14 protein-coding genes are annotated in these 20,599 nt (G+C 54.4%); 11 read left to right on the plus strand and 3 right to left on the minus strand.

Annotated features, from left to right (window positions below; genetic code table 11):
* Nucleotides 1–65 precede the first annotated feature (65 nt).
* The 9 genes from METLA_RS21315 to METLA_RS0105510 all read left to right on the plus strand — a co-directional run bounded on the left by METLA_RS21315 (nucleotide 66) and on the right by METLA_RS0105510 (nucleotide 14,133).
* Nucleotides 66–2,480 (plus strand): cupredoxin domain-containing protein, encoded by a 2,415-nt coding sequence (locus tag METLA_RS21315; protein WP_024297594.1) that lies wholly within the window; start codon nucleotides 66–68, stop codon nucleotides 2,478–2,480.
* Nucleotides 2,441–3,604: a hypothetical protein gene (locus METLA_RS21320; protein WP_024297595.1), complete on the plus strand. Its 1,164-nt coding sequence runs from the start codon at nucleotides 2,441–2,443 to the stop codon at nucleotides 3,602–3,604. The genes METLA_RS21315 and METLA_RS21320 overlap by 40 nt, the downstream gene beginning before the upstream one ends.
* Before the next feature lie 74 nt (nucleotides 3,605–3,678).
* A complete protein-coding gene (locus METLA_RS21325; protein WP_024297596.1) occupies nucleotides 3,679–5,544 on the plus strand; it encodes a hypothetical protein in 1,866 nt (621 codons plus the stop codon).
* 86 nt (nucleotides 5,545–5,630) lie between these two features.
* Nucleotides 5,631–5,870 (plus strand): hypothetical protein, encoded by a 240-nt coding sequence (locus METLA_RS0105485; protein ID WP_024297597.1) that lies wholly within the window; start codon nucleotides 5,631–5,633, stop codon nucleotides 5,868–5,870.
* A 144-nt stretch (nucleotides 5,871–6,014) separates the two neighbouring features.
* Nucleotides 6,015–7,565 (plus strand): YncE family protein, encoded by a 1,551-nt coding sequence (locus tag METLA_RS0105490; protein ID WP_024297598.1) that lies wholly within the window; start codon nucleotides 6,015–6,017, stop codon nucleotides 7,563–7,565.
* On the plus strand, nucleotides 7,562–8,158 hold the full coding sequence (locus METLA_RS0105495) for an SCO family protein (protein WP_024297599.1): 597 nt from the start codon (nucleotides 7,562–7,564) through the stop codon (nucleotides 8,156–8,158). The genes METLA_RS0105490 and METLA_RS0105495 overlap by 4 nt, the downstream gene beginning before the upstream one ends.
* A 118-nt stretch (nucleotides 8,159–8,276) precedes the next feature.
* On the plus strand, nucleotides 8,277–9,695 hold the full coding sequence (locus METLA_RS0105500; RefSeq protein WP_161635386.1) for a cytochrome c/ABC transporter substrate-binding protein: 1,419 nt from the start codon (nucleotides 8,277–8,279) through the stop codon (nucleotides 9,693–9,695).
* Between the two features lie 730 nt (nucleotides 9,696–10,425).
* A complete protein-coding gene (locus tag METLA_RS0105505; protein ID WP_198408451.1) occupies nucleotides 10,426–13,146 on the plus strand; it encodes a multicopper oxidase domain-containing protein in 2,721 nt (906 codons plus the stop codon).
* Nucleotides 13,147–13,167: 21 nt separating this feature from the next.
* Complete coding sequence (locus METLA_RS0105510) at nucleotides 13,168–14,133, plus strand: SCO family protein (RefSeq protein WP_024297602.1); 966 nt, start codon at nucleotides 13,168–13,170, stop codon at nucleotides 14,131–14,133.
* Nucleotides 14,134–14,230: 97 nt separating this feature from the next.
* Here METLA_RS0105510 and METLA_RS0105515 read toward each other — a convergent pair whose 3' ends face one another.
* The 3 genes from METLA_RS0105515 to METLA_RS0105525 all read right to left on the minus strand — a co-directional run bounded on the left by METLA_RS0105515 (nucleotide 14,231) and on the right by METLA_RS0105525 (nucleotide 19,055).
* Nucleotides 14,231–14,974: a cytochrome b/b6 domain-containing protein gene (locus tag METLA_RS0105515; RefSeq protein ID WP_029646445.1), complete on the minus strand. Its 744-nt coding sequence runs from the start codon at nucleotides 14,972–14,974 to the stop codon at nucleotides 14,231–14,233.
* 362 nt (nucleotides 14,975–15,336) lie between these two features.
* On the minus strand, nucleotides 15,337–18,759 hold the full coding sequence (locus tag METLA_RS0105520) for a PKD domain-containing protein (protein WP_024297604.1): 3,423 nt from the start codon (nucleotides 18,757–18,759) through the stop codon (nucleotides 15,337–15,339).
* Complete coding sequence (locus tag METLA_RS0105525; RefSeq protein ID WP_152539389.1) at nucleotides 18,756–19,055, minus strand: hypothetical protein; 300 nt, start codon at nucleotides 19,053–19,055, stop codon at nucleotides 18,756–18,758. The genes METLA_RS0105520 and METLA_RS0105525 overlap by 4 nt, the downstream gene beginning before the upstream one ends.
* A gap of 238 nt (nucleotides 19,056–19,293) precedes the next feature.
* Between METLA_RS0105525 and METLA_RS0105530 the strand changes: the two genes are divergently transcribed.
* A complete protein-coding gene (locus tag METLA_RS0105530) occupies nucleotides 19,294–19,728 on the plus strand; it encodes a GlcG/HbpS family heme-binding protein (RefSeq protein WP_024297606.1) in 435 nt (144 codons plus the stop codon).
* 153 nt (nucleotides 19,729–19,881) lie between these two features.
* On the plus strand, nucleotides 19,882–20,550 hold the full coding sequence (locus tag METLA_RS0105535) for a TIGR02117 family protein (RefSeq protein ID WP_024297607.1): 669 nt from the start codon (nucleotides 19,882–19,884) through the stop codon (nucleotides 20,548–20,550).
* The last annotated feature ends 49 nt before the right edge of the window (nucleotides 20,551–20,599 follow it).

The following is a 20,599-nucleotide window of genomic DNA, read 5'->3' on the forward strand; positions in this document are numbered from 1 at the left end:
TATGCATAGAGAAAAAACCGGCTCCGCAAGGGGCCGGTTTTTCAAGAATAAAGACGAGGTTTGTCATGTTTAAGAAAACACATAAGATAAGGAACGCCAGCCGATGCGGAAAGGCCATAGCTCAGTCTAGGCAGGAGGTCAACGGCATTCAACAAGCCGGTCTTGGCCTGACAGCGATTGGCGGACGCAACTTTCTTCCCAAGCTGGCTGAAGCGGCTAGCGCAGGCTGGATCGGGCCGCTGACGATCCCGAAAGCCTACCCACAGGGCGAACATTTTACCGGCCCCACAGCGGGAAAAGGCGCCGAAATGCAAGGGCGTTGGCAGGCTGCAAGGTGCATTAATCTCTCGCTACTCGCCTTGGCGCTGGCTTATACCGGTCAGGCATGGGCGGCCGGCTGCACGAATACGGTGATAGCCGATGTCGTCGCACTGGATCAGACTTTTTATTATAACCGCCTGGGCGCGATGAACCCTTCCGGCATGATTTACGCGTTGAAGTCCGATGTAACTGATCTATCGGGTGCGCCGAACCCAGGCTCAGGCAACGCCATGTTGCGGCCCGGCAAACGGCCCAGGCCATTGACTTTACGCGTCAATGAAGGCGATTGTCTGCAAGTCAATTTCATCAACTGGTTAAGCCCGGCACTGAATGGCTCTCTACTGGAACCGGTTAAGCCCGGCGACCCGAACCCAAATGGCACACCGGTCAGCAATGATGACGGCCCGGCCACGCGCGCCGCCTCGTTTCACGTCATCGGCATGCAGCCGAAAGACATCATGTCCGACGCATCCAGTGTCGGCAGCAATAGCAGCGGCCAGGTAGGCCCAGGCGGAAACCAAACCTATATTTTTTACGCCCAAAAAGAAGGCACTTATTTTGCCTATAGCGCCGCGGCGATGACCGGCGGCGAAGGCAATGGCGGTTCGCTGGCATACGGCCTTTTCGGCGCGATCAACGTCGAAAACCGAGGCTCGGAATGGTATCGCAGCCAAGTCACCGAGCAGGACCTGGCCCTGGCCGCGACATCATCGACGCTGTCAGAGTCAGACGGCAAATATTACCCAGTCATCGACTATGGAGCCGTTTATCCCCAATTTGAAACCCGAAAACCGTCTGAGCGACTCAATCTGGTCCTGAATCCTGACGGCACCTATAAAGCGACAATGGGAAAACTGAACACCAATGCCGGTTTCACGGAACTTGAGACCAGCAATATCGGGTTTACGCAACAGGATCAGGGTAAAAAGCTGATCGGCGTCGGCTTTGAGGGCACTATCACGGCGGTTAATGCCGACAATGGCTCAGCCACTGTTACACCAACTTCGGAGGTGTCGGCTCCTGATAGTCCCGCCGCTCCGTACACCTGGAAGATTGAAGGCACGGCCCTGCATCCTCTGGCCGGACGCCCTATCCTGAACATGCTCGATAGCAACAAAAACATCGTCCACTCGGATCTCAATGCGATCATCACCGGCCCTAACCGAGGCAAATTCACCACGGATGTAGAACCCACCAATGCCGTGTATCCGGGCCGTCTTGATCCATTCCGCGAGTTCACGGTCATTTTTAACGACGAACTGAAGGCCGTGCAGGCCTTTCCGGCCTGGTATAACGATCCGGTCCTTATCCATACCCTGCATGGGGTCCGGGACGGCTTCGGCATCAACTACGGTGCCGGCGGTGTCGGCTCGGAGGTCATCGCCAACCGCCTGGGGCTGGGGCCGATGAAGGACTGCGTCGAATGCAAGTATGAGGAATTCTTCCTGACCTCCTGGGTACTCGGCGATCCCGCCATGGTCGTGGATGTCCCCGCAGGCATCAATGCCAGGGGTCTTGGCAAAGTCGAAACACCGCAGTTTGCGACCAAGGCCTATTTTCCCGATGACCCGTCCAATGTGCATCACAGTTATCTGAACGATCGGGTCAAATTCAGGAATCTGCATGCCGGCCCCAAGGAGCACCACATCTTCCATCTGCATGCGCATCAATGGCTGCATTCACCCGATAACGACAACTCGGCCTACCTGGACAGCCAGAGTATTGGACCCGGCGGTGGCTACACCTATGAAATCACCTATCACGGCAGCGGTAACCGCAACCGGACACCGGGGGATTCGATTTTCCACTGCCATTTCTATCCGCATTTCGCACAGGGAATGTGGGAATTCTGGCGTGTACATGACGTCCTTGAAACCGGCACCGTGCTCGATGCGGCCGGCCGGCACCGGGTTCCAGGGCACTGCCCGATCATGAGATCAAAGCAGGAACACCGATACCGGCTCTCGTCCCCCTGCCGACGATGGCCATGGCACCGCAACCCGGAGCTAAGGTCGAAATCGCAGACGGACAGGTCAAGTTACCTGAGGTCGCATCCGGTAATCCCGGCTATCCGTTTTTCATTGCCGGCATTGCCGGCCACCGGCCGCCACAGCCGCCCATGGATCTGGTTGCGGACGGCGGTCTGCCCCGTCACATAGTCACCGGCGGCACCGCCAACAGTGCGCAAAACCGAAACGACTTCAGCAAGATCATCACTACGTTGTCGGCCGTAAAACTCCCTGACGAAGGTACGCCATGGGAGCGTCAGGCCATGTCTTTCCATGGCGGCAACGGACAAAAAGCCTACAGTACCCCGAAGCCGGACGGCGGCAGCGGTGCTTTCAAGGTCAATGGCCTGCCTCCGCAACCGGGTGCGCCGTTTGCCGATCCCTGCATCGACGACGCTCAGAATGCCGTGACCGGCAAGGACCGTTTCTATCATGTCGCCGCGATTCAGATGGACACCACGATGAACAAAGTGGGCTGGCATTTCCCGCAACAGCGCATCTTGACCCTGTTTGACGATGTCGCAGATACCGTTGACCGGATAAGGCCTCCTGAACCCCTGTTTTTTAGAGCCAACAGCGGCGATTGCATTACCGTTGAGCATACCAACCTGATTCCGAGTGTGTATAGGCAGGATGATTTTCAGGTGACGACGCCGACCGACACCATTGGCCAGCATATCCACCTGGTCAAATTCGACGTCACCTCCTCCGACGGTTCCGGCAACGGCTGGAATTATGAAGACGGTACCTTCAGCCCCGAGGAAGTACATGAGCGGCTGGTGGCCATCGGCAATAACAAGGGAGAAGGCGCCTGGCGGGAGCTAAACGGTAATGCAGCCGATAAGCCAGCGGTCTGTAATCTGGCCGGTTTTGAAAAAGGTGGCGGCTCCTGCGTGCAAACCACGGTACAGCGCTGGTATGCCGATAATGTGATGAACAATGATCGCCAGGATCGCACCCTGCGCACGGTGTTCACGCATGACCATTTCGGCCCATCCACCCATCAGCATCCGGGGCTCTATGCCGGCCTGATCGTCGAACCGGCCAATTCGGTCTGGAAGCACAATGAGAATGGCACGCTCCTGGGTACGAGGAGCTCAGACGGAGGCCCGACCAGCTGGCAAGCGATCATCGAACCCGACCCTAACAGCGGCGAAAAACCCTACCGCGAGTTCCTGCTGGAAATGGGCGATTTCTCGCTGGCTTACCCCGCAACGACGGATCCCCGGTCAATCCGCCGGGCAAACAGGAGGCCGGCCTTCATGATCTGGTAGAGGTTGCGCCGACTTGTCCGGGCGGTGCGCCGAGACCCTGCCCAGAAGCCATTTCCGCTGAAGAGCCGGGCACGATGACCGTGAACTACCGCAACGAACCGGTCGCGCTGCGTGTTCATGATGGCAAGGGCCAGACACGGGGCCAGGCCGGCGATTTGTCGTTCGCGTTCCAATCGCGCACGGACCGGGCCGTGAAGGCCTTGAACAGTCAACCGAATGTTTTTTCCTGGCCATTAACCAAAGATGTCATGCCCGGCGATCCGTTCACACCATTGCTGAAGGCTTATACCGGCGACAGGGTCCAGATCCGGATTCTGATGGGCGCCCACGAAGAAGGCCACAACTTCAGCGCGCACGGGATCAAATGGCTGTTCGAGTCGTCGCTGAAAAACTCCGGCTATAAAAATGCGCAAATGCTGGGCATTTCCGAGCACTTTGAGTTCGAAGTGCCGACCGTAAATGCCGTCAAAGGAGACACGCCCTGGGCCGATTACACCTATTTTCCGGGCGCGTCGACGGACGACATCTGGAACGGCTTGTGGGGCATCATGCGGGCCTATAACGGCAAAGGAAGCTTTAGCAGCCAATACCCGGCCCCGACACTGGCTAAATTGTCGAGCAACCCGGAGGGGAAAGCATTGCCGCCGAAGACCTGTAAAAAAGGCGATACCAATTGCGTCGGCATGAACGGCCTTTGTCCCACCAACGCACGTCAGCTTGGCTTCAAGGTACATGCCTTCCTGGCTCGTGATGTACTGGGCGGTCCTCTGGTTTACAACCAAAGGGCCCGACTGGAAGATCCGGGCGCCATTTTGTACGTTCGCGATGGCGATTTCGACAAAAATACCAACCGGCTTAAAGCCGGCATTCCGGTCGAGCCGCTGATTCTGCGCGCCCACGCCGGAGACTGCATTACGCTGGACCTGGTAAACCACCTGCCAGCGGACATAAGCAATACGCAACACGACGGCTGGAGCACGTTGCCGATGATCATCGAGGGTTTCAACAACAATAACATCCTGCCGTCCAGTTATGTGGGGCTGACGCCGCAGATGCTGGAGTTTGATGCGCTGAGCAACGGCGGTCTGAATATCGGCTTCAATCCGTCGCTATGGACAGGGGGTACTCCGCCTGTCGCGGCCCCCGGTCAAACGGTCAAGTATAAATGGTATGCCGGCAGGGCGACGACGATCAAAGATAATGCGACAGGCCAAGAGCTGCGTTTCGCGGAACCGGTGGAATACGGCGCGATCAATCTGCTGCCGGCAGATCGCATCAAGCACACCAGCAAGGGTGCCATCGCCGCGATGATCATCGAACCTCAAGGCTCGAGCTGGGTCGAAGACATCAACACACGCGCATCAGCCACAATAAAGACGGCTGACGGGAATTATTTCAGAGAACATGTGCTGATCATCCAGGATGACCTGAACCTGCAGCAAAATGGCATTGCGGTCGAAAACACCGCCCAGGCGGAGGATGCCGAAGATTCCGGCCAGAAAGCCTTTAATTACAGAACCGAACCGATGTGGACACGCATGAACTTCGCGCCGGATGAACCGCTGGAACTGACATGCAAAAAGGATCTTACCGGCGTGTTAACAGGGGATTCGGAAACGCCCGTATTTACGAGCACGGCCGGTGACAAGGTTCGGCTGCGCGTACTGCAACCCGGCGGCCATTCGCGTAACCATTCCTTCCAGATGCATGGGCATGGCTGGCAGGAAGAGCCATTCACCAGTGCCTCAACGGTTATCGCAAGCAATAGCTGGTCGGAATGGAAGGGCTCCCAAGATGGCATAGGACCAGGCAGCCATCTGAATCTGTTGTTAACCAACGGCGCAGGCGGTATGTATAAAACGCCCGGCGCTTACCTCTTTAGAGACCAGGCCTCGTTCCAGTTTGACGGCGGTTTGTGGGGTATTTTCAGGGTCAAATAAGACCTCACCCAATGTATCAGAGTGCAGCCGAACGGCGACTGCACACTGTTCTTTGCCGGCAATACCGACGCAAGAGGGATATTGTTATGAAAACGTTCCATCGAAACCTGGCTTTACTCGCCATGCTCCTGACCGGACTTTTCTACATAATCGGCGAATACGGGGCAGCGCTGTTTAGCAAAAAACCGCCGGCCGACGAAATCATCAAGAACGGCCTGTCGATCGCCTTGGCCATAGCGCCGGTAACAGAAGAAAAGCAGGCGAAGGGACTCCGCGAGGGCCGGCCGGCTCGCCTGCAATTCACGGTCAAGGAGGCCTCTAGCTAGGAACCTCTCAAGGGCCTGCACCCGGCCGTCTGGCTCGACCGGCAAAACCCGCAGGAAAAGGATCTGTCCTGCAAGGACCGCATCAATTCCTATCTGCAAAGCCAGCTGGCTTTTCAGCCCGAGGTCAACCTCAACTCCTATTTCGTGCTGGCGCTGAACAACAAGGCCAGCATCTCGGTGATCGATCCGATCAACGGCTTTGGCGGCAGTAAACTGATCACGCGCATCCGGCTGAACAGCCCCGGCGTGGTCTGGGTCTTGAGCAAGGATCATAAAAAACTCTATGTGGCTACGCCGTTGAGCCGTGAAGTGGCCGTGATCGATACCGAAACCTGGCAAGCCACCGCCTTTCTGCCGTTTGAGACGCCGCCCACCCAGCTGGCGCTGCAGCCGGACGGCCACTATCTGTGGGTAGGCCTTGAAGCATCCGATGGCAAATCACTGGCCGGCATCAGCGTCGTCGACACGGAGAAATCCCAGGTGGCGGCCGCGATCGCTACGGGTACAGGCCGCCATCAGTTTGCCTTCAGCGCCGACAGCCGCACGGCTTATGTCAGCAATGCCGGCGATCAATCGGTAACCGTGATCGACATCGCCCGGTTGGCCAGCCGGCATACCGTTAAAAGCAGCGCCCAGCCCGTGGCGCTGGCATTTTCGGCGTTGAGTAAAAGTCTGTACGCGGCCACCGAAAACGGCCGCCTCTGGGTCGTCGATGCCGAAGGGCAAGCCGGCGCCCCTATCGAGACCGGCTCGCCGCTGAAAACGTTGCGCTTCAGCGCCGATGGCCGCTGGGGCTTCGCGCTCAGCCAGACCGACAACAAGGTGTTCATCATCGATGCCTCGCTGAACCGTCTGACCCAGACTGTCGAGGTCGGCGCCGCGCCGGATCAGATCGCGTTTACGGACCAGTTCGCCTATGTCCGCTCGACCGGCAATGCAACCGTAACCATGCTGCAGCTGGACGCTCTGGGCAAAAACACAACGCTGCCGGTGACGACCTTTCCCGGCGGTCAGGCCGCCCCCGGCCCATCCGGCTTGCTGCTGACCGATGCCATTGTGCCGACGCCGGAGCGTAATGCCGTGGTGGTCGCCAATCCGGCCGATAAAACCGTGTATTACTACATGGAAGGCATGGCCGCGCCGATGGGCAATTTCGAGAACTTCGGCATGCAGCCGATAGCGGCCATGGTCGTCAATCGCAGCCCACAGGAAAGCGCGCCCGGCGTATATTCGGGCACCGCAAAGCTGCCGCCCGCCGGCCGTTACAGTGTTTCTATCCTGCTGGACAACCCGCCGGTCTATCATTGTTTTGCCGCCGACATCGCGCCCGATACTGAACTGGCCCGGCAAAGCACGCAACCGGTCACGGTGGAGTATTTGCTGGACGACAAGGAAATTCCGGTCGGCACGTCGGTGCCTATCCGGATCAAACTCAACCAGGCGGCGAAAGACGCCGTCAGCGATTTGCAGGTGCTGGTCATCCGTGTCCCAGGTTTGGGGCAGCAGCGCCTGCTGGCCAAACCGCTCGGCAACCATATTTATCAGGCGGATGTTACGCCGCCGGATACGGGCGTGTATCAGGTGTTCGCGCAGTCGCTATCGCTGAATTTCACTTTTGAACAACAGCCCGTGTTGACTTTCCGCGCCATCCGGCCGGAGCTTGCCAGGACTCAGTTTAAGGAGCCGGCGCCATGAAAATCAGGTTCGGAACCATCGTAGTCATCGCGCTGTTGGCGGCTGGGGGCCTGAGCGCCGTATTGCCATATCCGTCACCGAGGGAGCCGCCCTCCGCATCGCCCAAGGTTAAATTGCAGAACCCGGAACTGCGCAATCAGGACGGTGCAGCGGTCCGCTTTGCCAGCGATATCGCCGGCGACAGGATCATCGCGCTCAATTTCATTTATACCGACTGCAGTACGGCGTGCCCTGTCGCTTCGGCCATCTTCGCCAAACTGCAAAGCCGGCTGGGGGATAAACTGACCCGAGACGTGCGCATGGTATCGCTGAGCATCAATCCGGCAACCGATACACCCGCACGCTTGAAAGCCTACGCGGAGCGTTTTCACGCCACGCCTGAATGGGTCTGGCTGACCGGCGAGAAAACCCATGTTGACGCCTTGCTCAAAGGCCTCGGCGTCTACAACCGGGATTATACCAACCATGCGGCCGTCATCCTGGTTGGCGATCCGGCCCGCGGCGTGTGGACGCGTTTTAACGGCTTGTCCAGTCCGGACGCGATCGCCGCCAGGATCGATGAACTGCTTCTCGCTCGCGATGCAAAATCCTGAGGGTACAATACAGGCTTTGAATCCGCTTAGTTTACTGCTGTTAGCGGCCGTTTTATACTGCCAGCCCCTATCGGCGGCGCCACTGACGGCTTCGGAAACGCGCGGCAAGCAGCTTTATTTGACCGGCGGCAGTCCTTCCGGCAAGCCTGTCCAGGCGTTGGTAGGGCCCGAGTCGGCAAAACTGGCCGGCGCTGATGTGCCGTGTGCCGGTTGTCATGGCGAGGACGGAGAGAGCCGGCCTGAAGGCGGCATCGTACCACCTGACATCACCTTCGAGCACCTGACCCTGCCGTATGGCCGCAACCATGACAACGGCAGAAAACATCCGGCGTTTACCGCCGACACCCTCATCACGGCCATTACCGTCGGCATCGATCCGGCCGGCAACCGGCTGGATGCCGCCATGCCGAGGTACACCTTGTCCGCCAGCGACAGCGCCGATCTGACCGCCTACCTGAAGCGTTTATCGAGCGATGTGGACCCGGGGTTGACCGACACGACGATTGATCTCGGAACCGTGCTGCCGACACGCGGGCCATTGGCCGCTATCGGCCTGGCCATGAAAGCCATGCTGTCGGCTTATTTTGCCGAGGTCAATGCTGAAGGCGGCATTTACCACCGCAAGATACGGCTGAAAGTCGCCGAATTTACCGGCGATGCCGACTCAACCACCCGCAATGTCCAGCGCCTGTTAAAAGCCGACCCTGTCTTCGCCCTGATAGCACCGTTTGCCGCCAATCTGGAACGAGACATTCTGTTGTTGACTGAGAGCCGGGGTGTTCCTCAGATCGGCCCTTACACGTTATTTCCCGAAGACGATACTCTCCGCAGCCGGGCCGCCTTCTATCTGCTGCCGGGCCTTAACAGCGAATCTATCGCCATGGTGGATTATGCGTCCGACGTATTGCAGCTCAACAACACCGCGGCGATGGTCATTAGCCCTGAAAACGCACCGATCCAAAAGGCAGTTGATGCCATCGAACAGCGAAGCCGGATTCGTAGCTTAGGCCGCGTTACCCGATATGCCTACCCCTCCAGTCAATTCCAGCCACAGGCGATTACCGCAGAATTTGAAAAACAGCCGTCCCCTGAAGTGATTTTCTTTTTTGGCTCCGATCTGGACCTGCGCAGGCTATTGCAGCATGTGGAAAGATTGGCCCCGAAACCTTATCTTTTCGTCTCCGGCGCATTGACGGGATCGAACGTGTTTAATGAGGCATTTCGCGACAGAATTTTTCTGTCTTTCCCGGCCCAGCCCCGCGAGCCAACGCAGGCGGATGAGTTTTTCCGGCTGATTAAACGACACAAGCTCGCCACCCACCATCTGACGGCGCAAGCCGTCGCCTACAGTGCGGCCAGACTGTTAATGGAAGGACTGCAAAAGACAGGCAGGGCATTAAGCCGAAAAAAGCTGATCACTGCACTGGAACAGATTGATCGCTTCGACACCGGGTTGCTGTCCCCTCTCTCTTACGGTCCGAATCGGCATATCGGATCAAGGGAAGTCCGCATTATTCCAGCCTCACCCGGTAGATAGTCACGGCACCGCTGCTGCTGCGGCGCAGATTCATAATCAAGATACATGGTCATGCAATTAATCAACTTAAGTCTAAAAGCTGTTGATTTTTAATAGAATCAATCTATTTTTTTAGCCGATATTTTGACAAGTTAGCTACTAGCCTGCGTATCAATCCTCTTAACTGCGTTACACCTTCGGTTTGCGCTTTTTCATCCCGAGATGCCGCGCCTGCCGGGTTCAAAACGATCGCCATCTTGCCGAAATTCAAACGATAAACCTGGCTTCCGCCTGCGAAATTGCTTTATACGCCAGTTTAAGGGCCTTCATCCGTTCCGATCTCACGCTTGAAGGGCGCCTGCGCCCAGATGCAATCCCTTTCCACAAGGCGTGCCACCGCCTTCTTTGTCATTCGCTGTATACCAATCCTTACAGATGCCTTTCCCGAAAACCATTGCCAACCCGAATAACAAATATTATTTATTACAAATCATTAACTTAAAAAAATGGCACAACTATTGCGATAGTTTTTATGCAGGAGAAGTCGTGGGCATTATTGGGTTAATTTTCCTAGAACACCCCATAAGTTCAAGTCCGATGCTCTGCTAACAACAAAGCCAATTTCATCAATATAAATGATGAATGCTTTCCCCTGTTAAATACCACAGTACTGGTGACAACAAACGAATAAAGAATTTTGCACGCTCAATAGCTTGTGCAGATATTGGAAAACTGAAGAGGAGAAAAAATCATGAACTGGACGACTTACTTGAGCCATTGGGACAACGCTAAAAAACAAGATAGGAATATGACCGGAAAACCTCAGAATCCCGGACTCAATCCACCTGATTCAATTAATCGAAGCGCGCCCGCGATGACGGCCGACAAACCGGCCTCCAGCATGGCGGTAGCCCGCTGTAAGGGGCAGGATAATGTCAGCCAAAGGCAGCGCGGTTTATTCGAAACCCGCCTGGCCGCCGACACCGATCGGCGTAACTTTTTACTCGACCCTCTGCTTTTCGTAACCGCAGTTATATCGTGCTATGTCGGCGGGACGAACTTGGCCCACGCGGTATTCAACATCCCGACCGAAAACATCATTCCTCCCGCCCTCGAACCCGTGCCCGTGCCCAGTCCGCTGTGCATTAATGGTTCGTGTGCGACGCCATTTACCGCCAAGTTGGTACTGTTTGAGGAATTCGGGCTTAATAAGATGTCTGACTCCGCACCTTCAGCGTCGTCTTTGCCATCTCCCACGGGCTGCCAGGATACGCCGGCCGGTCAGGCCCTGGACAGCTTTCTTAAGGCAGGCCTCAATTCGGTTCCCACACGAAGATCGGATAAGACCGATGCGGGAGTCGATATTTCGACGCCTAATCCATGGGAGGCTCAAGTAAGGACGTGTGTCGATTGGCTGGCTGGTCTTCCAACATACGCCGATGGGCGCCCGGGCGGTGAAGATTTTGCCCATCAACGGTGGGGCGAGTTTTTCACCGACTCCAAAAAAGACAATAACCTGGCGTGGTTCCAAAGCGCGATGACCGGTGCGCGTGTCAATGGCGGTCTTCGTGACAACATGCAGTTGCACAACTATCAGGTGGGGGAATTTGCTCCGGGCGGCCTTTACTATCTGGATGCAGATGGTGATGGTGAGCCGGGTAGCAAAGGCCTAGAAATAAAGATACACCCTAATCTGCCCACACAAAGTACCAATTCAGTATGGACATTTGACGGCACCCTGCCGCCCAAACTGCTGATGGCGTGCTATGGGGAATCCATTTTGTTCCGCCATTACAACGCCCTGCCCATCGATATTGCGGCCAACAACGGCTTTGGCAAGAACACGATCAGCACCCACGAGCATAACGGCCATAATCCGGCCGAAAGCGACGGCTTCATGCACGCCTACTTTTACCCGGGCCAGTTCTATGATTACCATTGGCCGATGGCGCTGGCCGGCTACGACAGCATCAATATCGGAGCGACGGATGCCAGAACAGGCGCGCCCGATGGTCAGGGGGGGATCACGCCAGTTCGTGGCGATTGGCATGAAACCATGAGCACCCATTGGTTTCATGACCACATGCTGGATTACACGGCGCAGAATGTCTACAAGGGCAATGCGGCGATGATGAATTACTACAGCGCAATCGATCGCGGCAGAGAACCCGCCAACATGGAGGAAGCAACCAATGGCGTAGATGATAAACCCGGCTGGGCCTGCCATTACGCCAACCCCGATAATGCGAATCTGTGTTTCCCTAGCGGCTCAGGACTCGATTGGGGCAACCGCGATTATGACATGAACCTCGTCGTTGCCGACAAGGCGTGGGATCAAAACGGTCAGCTTAAATTCAATATCTTTAATACCGACGGTTACCTGGGTGACCGCATTACCGTCAACTGGATTTACAAGCCTTATGTTGACGTCCGCGCCCGCCGTTACCGTTTCCGCATTCTGAACGGCAGCGTTTCGCGTTATTACAAAATAGCCATCGTGGACCAAACCGGCAAGATCGTCCCGTCCTGGATGATCGCCAACGACGGCAATATCATGCAACATGCCGTACCGTTTCCCAATTCAGCTTCTGCCCAGGGCGCCTGGCCCGAGCAAGGCATAGCCGAACGCTACGATATGATTGTCGATTTTAAGGGCATGGAAGGCAAAAGTGTGTATCTGGTGAATTTGCTCGAACATAAAGACGGTTTAGGCCCTAATAAAGTCATCGCCTTGTCCGATGCGCTGGATCCAGCAAAATATCAGGCGCTGGTGGATAAAGGGAACGGTGATCCTGGCGTGGGCAAGTTCCTCGAGTTTCGTGTGCAGGCCTACAACGGTGCGGATTTGAGCATGAACCCTGCCGATTATGTGGAAGGCAAGAAACAGATGATTCCATTGAACAAACCTTCGACAGCGGAATTACAAAATGCCGTGCAAAGAACTTTCGACTTTGGCAAATCCAACGGCACCGATTTAGTGCCATGGACGATTAAAACCGATGGCGGCAGCGGCCTGGCTGCGGATACCCATCGGGTTTCGGCGGCTCCAACCATTGGAAAAACGGAGATATGGCATATCAAGCTCGGGGGCAAAGGCTGGAGTCATCCGGTACATGTGCACTTTGAAGAAGGGCAAATTCTTTACCGTGGCGGAAAAACCCCACCACCCTGGGAAAAATATGCCCGCAAGGACGTTTATCGGGTAGGATCGCTGCCGGACAGTACGGAGAGTGTCGATATGGCTATTCGTTTCAGGGAGTTTGCCGGCACTTATGTCGAACATTGTCACAATACCCAGCATGAAGATAAGGCGATGTTGCTCCGCTGGGATGCTGAACATCCCAATCAAACGGTAGCCATCCCTACCCCCATGCCGGACTGGGATGGCGTAAAATACGATCCTAGCGTTTATTTGCCAACCGCCAAGACAGGCGATTTGGCGGCAAAGAAATCGTTTGTTTTACCTAAATAGCCAGGACACAGGAGAACAATGATGAAAACGCATTGCACCGATGGCAATTTGACAAAGTTGTTCTTCTGCACTGTATTCATGGGTGTTGTGTTGACTCTGGGAGGCAGCCCGGCCTGGGCTGCCTCCCAGAGCTCGCCCTGGGGAGAAGCCTATTTCCCTAATATTGAATTGGTCAATCAGGATGGCAAAACCGTTCGCTTTTATGATGACCTGATCAAAGGCAAGGTGGTCGCGATCAATTTCATCTATACCCAGTGCGGCGATACTTGCCCGCTGGAAACAGCGAGTTTGCGCCAGGTATACAAGTTGCTGGCGGATCGCATGGGGAAGGATATATTCTTTTACTCGATCAGCATTGATCCGGAGCACGATACTCCCAAAGTGCTCAAAACGTATGCAGAAAGATTCAGGATCGGTTCCGATTCCGGCTGGAGCTTTCTGACGGGAAGCAAAGCCGATACCACGCTGCTGCGCAAAAAATTGGGATTGTTCAGGGATGGCGTCGAAGCCGGAAAGCTCGGCGAACATAACACCAGTTTTCTCGTCGGCAACGAGAGCACGGGGCAATGGATAAAGCGCTCCCCTTTCGACGAACCGAAGGTCCTGGCATGGCTTCTGGGCCGCTCCTTGAGCCATGCCAAGACGGACCGGAAAACAGAACTCGCCAGCTATGCAAAGGCACAGCAAATTCCCAGGATCAGCAAGGGCGAAGACCTCTTTCGCTCCCGTTGTGACGCTTGCCATAGCCTTGATGATCAGGAGGGCTTGGGACCCGGCCTGTTGAATGTAACGAAACAGCGCGATAGGGCATGGCTTACCCGCTGGCTGAAGGCACCGGATAAATTACTCGCCGAGCAAGATCCTATTGCACTTGAGCTCTACAATCGCTACAAAAAAATATTGATGCCTAACCTAAGGCTCAGCGATGCCGATGTGGAAGCCCTTATTGCCTATATGGAAGCTAGCAGCAAAGCGGCAGGCCAGTAGGCTTTAAAATTTTGATCACCTGGCAAGCTTTAACCCTAATTTGACAGATGCTTCTAAAAAATCAGTAACGGTCAGATTAGGTTTGAACAACTACACGTCAGTCATGGCCGCTGCGTTCTGCATCTACGGGCAGTCCCTTCATACTCTTTCGGCCGGTGAACATCGCAGAAATGATATTCCCCTCTTCTCGTAGCTCGGTGACGATGACTGCTGTCACATGCACGACCACCATAACAATCAGTGCGTAAAAACTGTATAGATGGACTGAAACAATCGGCTTGCGGAAACTACGCATGCTCTCATAGGCTGCCGGGTCATACATTTCGGGCGCATAGGGCTGCAACGAACCCGGAGCAACATCAGGCGCAGCCACCCATTGCGCGATCCACTGCCCGATAGGCGGGTAAAAAAGGTCGGTACCAGCCAGGGCTAGGCCGGTGATCGCCTGACTGAAAATAAGGAGAAACAACACGGCCACGCTCAGACGCCCCATCGGGTTGTGTCCAAGATACTGTTGCGGGCGTCCCGCGCGGAGAGAGGCGACATAGCTACGCAAAGCCCGAACGTATCCTTTTCCCCCAGGCAGTACCCTGCCCCATCTGGCGTAGCGGTTACCCAGAAAACCCCACACCATACGCCAAAGCAGGTTCAAGGCAAAAACATATCCGATCCATACGTGAACTGTTTTGAGGATCACTTTGCCGGGATTGGTCACTCCGAGCGTGCCGTCATTGAGAATTACCAAACCAATAGCCGCGAGGCCAATCACGCAAAGCACATTGACCCAATGGCACCAACGGGTACCTGCATCCCATACCGCATAAGTTTTCAGATCAGACATGGACAATCTCCATTACAAAAGTAGACACTGGATCAGTAAGTTTGCAAAAACGTAACCTGCCGTAGTTGGGTTTCCTGCATATGTTATTCTCATTGTTGATCTCCTAATCACTGCCCGAAAAAAAACATATCAAAAACGGTCCATTATGCAATATTTTTAACGCGCCATGAGCATCCTGTAAGACCTGAGGCTGGAACCAGAACCGCCTCTTACACCCGTTCACCGAAGAAATCCTTTTACGTTGATGGCGGTTTTTTTGCGCGGATGACCCTACAATTTATCGGCCGTAGGGCCGTGGCTCTTGCCCCATGGCACTGATGCCAAAACACACCCAATAAACCTCAAAAAAGCGGTTAAATTCATTACCCATTAGAGGCATAAATGCTCTCGTAATTCGAATACGGCCCAAGAGTTCCAGTCAATGGATCAGGCCAGGAGCCATAAGTTCTAGTAATGTACCTGGCATTCCCTCCAGTCGTCTGACACTTGGGCGTATAATTTACATTGGCCCAAGCAGCTAACCAATAGTAACTTCCCGACGTTATGACATAACCGCTTGCGAGCGTAAACGCTACCCAGCCGGACGCGGGGTTGGTAACTTCATTAGTCGTTATCAATAAGGCGCCAGGACTGCCATTATTGTCAGCATAAATTGCCAATTTCATTCTTCCGGTAATTGCAGATGCCAAATTGATTCTCATAGTATTGGCAGTAAAGCTCGAAGACGCTTGAAACCTCCAGCAGTTAAGATCATTCCTTCCGCTGACATCATTAGAGGATCCGACAAGATTATTTCCCAAAATGCTGATTCCTGCCGTCACTCTGATATTAGCTATCCCGCTGATGTCGCTACTAGTTGCTGTCACCGTGAACGGACCGCCTATTGTGTTCCCCGCAGAAAATAAACCGTTATTATTGATCGTGCCACCACCGTTTACGCTCCAGGTGAATGTCGGCTGCACTATCAGGGCGGCAGCAAACTGGTCCATGGCCGTTGCTGAGAACTGCTGAGTTGCACCGGTTACCACGCTTACACTTGCCGGAGAAACAGAAATAGCCGTTAACGTCTGGTTGACCATTACGGCGACATTGTTGGTTACTGCCATGCCCCCCTGATCTTTTATGGTGACCTGGAAGCTGTAACTGCCGGCCTTCGTAAAGGTTGCAATCGTGTTTTTCGCTGAATTCGTTCCGTTGAAACTGAAGGTCACCGGCGCAGGAGGCGCCCCTGTGGTTGCCCACGTGTAGCTCAGGTTCGCTTCGCCACCATCATCCGCTCCAAGTACGCTTAAACTGGTCGCTGTTCCTGTTACCAGATTGGGGCTGGCAGAAGCCGGGGTTACTAGAGTGGGTGGAGGATTGGAGCCCGAACCTACATCTTCTGCATAAATGCAATACCGATACGCATTGCCTCTTACAGTTGTAATAGGATTTGGCCAAGTACCGTAGGTTAGCGCGTTGGTCCACCGGATTATGGCTCCTGATCTATCACAATATATCCCTGCGTTGTTACTCCTCACATTCGACCAAATCGCAAGCCAGTAATAAGCACCATTTTGGATGCTTTGCACAGAGGGTAGATTAAAGGTCTGCCATCCAGTTGTCGGGTTAATAACTTCCGTGCTTTCCTTAAGTAGATTCCACGGACGTCCATTACTGTCGCTATAAATGGCACATTTGTATCCGCCGGTAATACCGAGCACCTTGGCCTTCATGGTTGTAACGTTGAGATTGGCGGTTGCCAGAAAACGTGTAGCGTTAATGTAACAGCCCTTCGCATCGCTGATATTGTCGGTTGTGGTTCCAGGACCGTCATACCCGATCATACCGCCCACGTTGATGACACTGAATGAGGCTGCTATCGTATGGTTTGCAGTTACACTGGTGAATGTATAGCGGGTCACTGCTCCCACCGAAACTTCATCGACCTTGACATCTGCAATTGCATATCCACTGTTCGCTGCAATGGAGAAGCTTAGATTTGCCTGCTCATTGACTACTATGTTTCCCGAGGGAGTTATGGTTCCACCTGTGCTTGCTGTTGCTGCAATCGTAAATGTTATGGGCAGGCCGCCTGAGGAAATCACCACATCGCCAATCCTCGCCCTTTTAAGAACTACCGCATAGTCGCCATTTCCCAACTCCCTTACCGTGTAACCTTCGGCGTCCAGGTCAGAGCGCAGCGAGAGCGTTTCACCATTCACTGTCACTGCGGCTGGCAAGAATGCCAGGCGTAGATATTCTATTCCCTCCTCATCCGTGGCCGTGTACTGTACGCTGGTTGATGTGTAGATGACATTCTTGAGCACCGTCTTCGAATAGAGAATATGATTCTCCCGGGGTGGCGCCCATTCTGGAACCGCCTTGAATCCGTAGAAGAACATGCGGGGGCCTTCCCCATAGCAATCCCCCCACCAGTATCCGACATTGTCGGTCGGACCATCCGATGATTCTCCGCTCGGCTTCATCATATACATCGAATAGTTGAATCCGCGATAAGCTTTGTCCTTGTACGTCTGATCGCCGCTCAACGCATAGTATCCAGCATACTCGGCCGCCTGCCGGGAGGTCTGATAGCCCATCCGCATCATGTAGGCGAATTGTTCGGCCACCACGGAAGCTCCGAAATACTGCCCAGACAGTCCATCGTTAGTATTGACATTCACAAAGTTATCTTCGGTCCACTGCAAGAGTCTCAGCACGTCTGCCTGAAAATTCGGATCGAAGTCAGGATTATCCAATAGGTACAGGTTCATGTTGCTCTTAGTGGTATTACTCCAATTAGTGTTTCCATCAATGTGGACGTCGCTGTGCCCGCAGACCCAATTGCCGTTCTGCATAGGATACTGCAGGATCCAGTCCTTCAGCGTTTGTCGGGCTATTGTGTATGCCGCCGCATTGGGCTCTCCATGCTCGATAAGAAGATCGAAAAGAGTGAGCGCTCCGGCGAAGTGTGAGGTGTATCGCGATCTGGACTCTCCCGTACTCGCATTGACCACGTAGGGCCACGGCGAATTAGTCGCGCTCCCCGGTTGGATATTGATTGCCAAGGTGTCGGCAACGTTGATGGCGGCAGTCCGGTAGGCGGGAGTGCCATAGAAGAGATAAAGCTTGTAGAAGCTCATTCCGATATCGCTTCCGAGATCGATCAGAATGTCATTCTGGCTCCACGCCACGTTGTCTCCGTTGATTTCCGTGGCGCCGCCGCTGGCGGCACCGTAAGGAAAATTCGGCCAAGCATAATTCGACGGGGTCATTCCGTGGGCGAGAGCATAGTCTGCAAGATTCTTGGCAATGTCCAGCGGGACCATGTTGCCCGTGTAGGCATAATACAATCGAGCGAACTCGACGAAGTTCGGGATCCGTTCGCCCCAATCGTTCTCGTAGCTGTTAGGTGTTATGGGATTGCCAGGCTGGAATCCACAGTAAAGATAATACATCGGCAGCGAAGACGAGGGGCCGTTTGGAACGGTAGGCAGCCATGTCCAGAGTTGATCGAGGTAATTATCATAGGCGTTCTCGATGGGCGTATACCATGGAAGGATTTTATTGTTTTCGTCCACTATCACAGTGTGATAGCGGAGAACCTCTGTGGTTTGGACGGCAGACTGCGCGGCGCTTTCCGGAAGCGTTTCGGGGGTTATCACCAAGGCTTTTGCAAGACTGAAACGAGGACCCAGCAAATAACCTCCCAGCGCGGTAAATGCCGCCGCAGCACGTTTCAGAAATGTACGTCGGTCAAGCGCCAAGGCTTTACCTGGTAAAAATGGCTTAGAAGACTTCATAATTCCCCCATTTTTTCAGTAAAATTGATGCGGTTCTGTCTTAAAAATTCAAAGGACTTACTTAATCCTCGCCTATTTGCAGACAAATTTATCCGGCTAAAGCCATAAACTGCTGATAAGCCGACTTTCTTAACAAGAAGATGAGCCTTTCGAATCATACGCACCATTTCGCTCCCATCTACGGTGGCCTTTTCTGAAGGGAAGGATTTGAAACCTATCATCGGTTGCGTAATTTTATTAATGAATCGATGATTCTGTTTGTCTATCACTCCAGTTTTTGACTTGGAATATTTCAACAAAATTCAATTAACATGCCACTGTGACCTTTGCCAGCGCACGAGATTATCAGGAACTCAATTCATTCAGGTCGGTCATTGTAGTGGGTGTGTTGCAGTCGATAGGTCGGCTTGAAGAGCTTCTGCCCAATGAATTGATCGGCACTGATGCGCTCGGAGCCATCATTCAAACCGTATAAAGACCCAGCCAGAATGAGACATTATTTCTTACATTACAGCGGAAATTTGGAGAAAGGCCATGCATGTTAGTTACGAACAAGCGGAACAGGCGATCGCCGCAGCGATTGCAGAAGCGAAGAAATTAGGTACACAAATGTGCATCGCCGTGGTTGATTCCGGCGCCGATTTGAAAGCGTTTACCCGAATGAATGGCGCCTGGGTCGGCAGCATCGATATTGCCATCAAAAAAGCCAAGACCGCCTGTTACTTTGGCATGAATACCGGGCAAATCGGCCAATTATCGCAGCCGGGCGGCCCGCTGTATGGCATCGAACATTCAAACCAGGGACTGATTACTTTTCCCGGCGGCGTGCCGATTGTCGATCAGGACGGTGTGTTGATCGGTGCCATCGGCGTCAGCGGCAGTTCGGTGGAAAACGATCATCAGGTGGCAAAGGCCGGAGTCGATGTAATCGGTCTTGCCGATTTGCCTTCCCACCCATGGAGAACCTGAACCGCTATCGTCGTGCAAATCGTATGGATCTTGCGGGCTCGTATCATGAATAGACCTGACTTCTCTGTCGATGCCCTGCCCTGGATTGCCTATAAGGCGGTTACGGCTTCCGCTTCCAAGTGACGGGGAGCGTTGTGCGCAGCGGCGAGGCACATGACCCACGGGCGCATCGTTCTATTGCTGCTGGTGCTGACCGCGTGCTCGGGCAAGCCTTATGTCGTTAACCCGGAACAGAATGGAAACGATGCGCGCTTAAACCGGGTGTTTGTAGCCAGTCACGGCTGGCACACCGGGCTCATCATTCCCGCCCGCCATCTGGATGACGCCGTTCCGGAACTCAAGCGACGCTTCGGGTCTGCGCCTTATTATGAAGTGGGCTGGGGAGACAAAAATTTCTATCAGGCCCGCGAAGTCACCACGCGTCTGACTTTGCAGGCCATATTCTGGTCGGAGGGCGCCGTCCTGCATGTCGCTGCCCTACCGAGCCAACCGCGCGCATACTTTTCCGGCAGTGAGGTGGTGGAGACTTGCATCTCGGAAACGGGGCTCAGATCCCTTAAGGCATTCCTGGCCAACAGCTTTGCGCGGGACGCTGCCGGCCAGGTTATCGCACTATCAAAAGGCATCTACAGCGACAGCCAGTTCTATGCCGGCGAGGGCCGGTACTACCTGCTGAACACCAGCAATAAATGGACCGCTAAAGCGCTGAGGAGCGCAGGCTTCGACATCGCCCCCGCCTTCAAGCTGACGGCCGGGAGCATAGTGAGCTATCTCCGATCGAATACAAGACCCTGCGATACTGCGGCGGATGATGCCCAATAATCGATCCCGGGGGCGTCCCCGCTTCTGCTAGAGTTCCATTCTCACCAAA

This window comes from Methylomicrobium lacus LW14 (assembly GCF_000527095.1).
Classification (GTDB): domain Bacteria; phylum Pseudomonadota; class Gammaproteobacteria; order Methylococcales; family Methylomonadaceae; genus Methylomicrobium; species Methylomicrobium lacus.

What these genes read in the sequence shown, in the direction of transcription:
- METLA_RS0105510 (WP_024297602.1), top strand. Translation starts at nt 13,168, where the DNA reads ATGAAAACGCATTGCACCGATGGCAATTTGACAAAGTTGTTCTTCTGC.
- METLA_RS0105505 (WP_198408451.1), top strand. Translation starts at nt 10,426, where the DNA reads ATGAACTGGACGACTTACTTGAGCCATTGGGACAACGCTAAAAAACAA.
- METLA_RS0105495 (WP_024297599.1), top strand. Translation starts at nt 7,562, where the DNA reads ATGAAAATCAGGTTCGGAACCATCGTAGTCATCGCGCTGTTGGCGGCT.
- METLA_RS0105520 (WP_024297604.1), bottom strand. Translation starts at nt 18,759, where the DNA reads ATGAAGTCTTCTAAGCCATTTTTACCAGGTAAAGCCTTGGCGCTTGAC.
- METLA_RS21325 (WP_024297596.1), top strand. Translation starts at nt 3,679, where the DNA reads ATGACCGTGAACTACCGCAACGAACCGGTCGCGCTGCGTGTTCATGAT.
- METLA_RS21320 (WP_024297595.1), top strand. Translation starts at nt 2,441, where the DNA reads ATGGATCTGGTTGCGGACGGCGGTCTGCCCCGTCACATAGTCACCGGC.
- METLA_RS0105485 (WP_024297597.1), top strand. Translation starts at nt 5,631, where the DNA reads ATGAAAACGTTCCATCGAAACCTGGCTTTACTCGCCATGCTCCTGACC.
- METLA_RS0105530 (WP_024297606.1), top strand. Translation starts at nt 19,294, where the DNA reads ATGCATGTTAGTTACGAACAAGCGGAACAGGCGATCGCCGCAGCGATT.
- METLA_RS0105535 (WP_024297607.1), top strand. Translation starts at nt 19,882, where the DNA reads ATGACCCACGGGCGCATCGTTCTATTGCTGCTGGTGCTGACCGCGTGC.
- METLA_RS0105515 (WP_029646445.1), bottom strand. Translation starts at nt 14,974, where the DNA reads ATGTCTGATCTGAAAACTTATGCGGTATGGGATGCAGGTACCCGTTGG.
- METLA_RS21315 (WP_024297594.1), top strand. Translation starts at nt 66, where the DNA reads ATGTTTAAGAAAACACATAAGATAAGGAACGCCAGCCGATGCGGAAAG.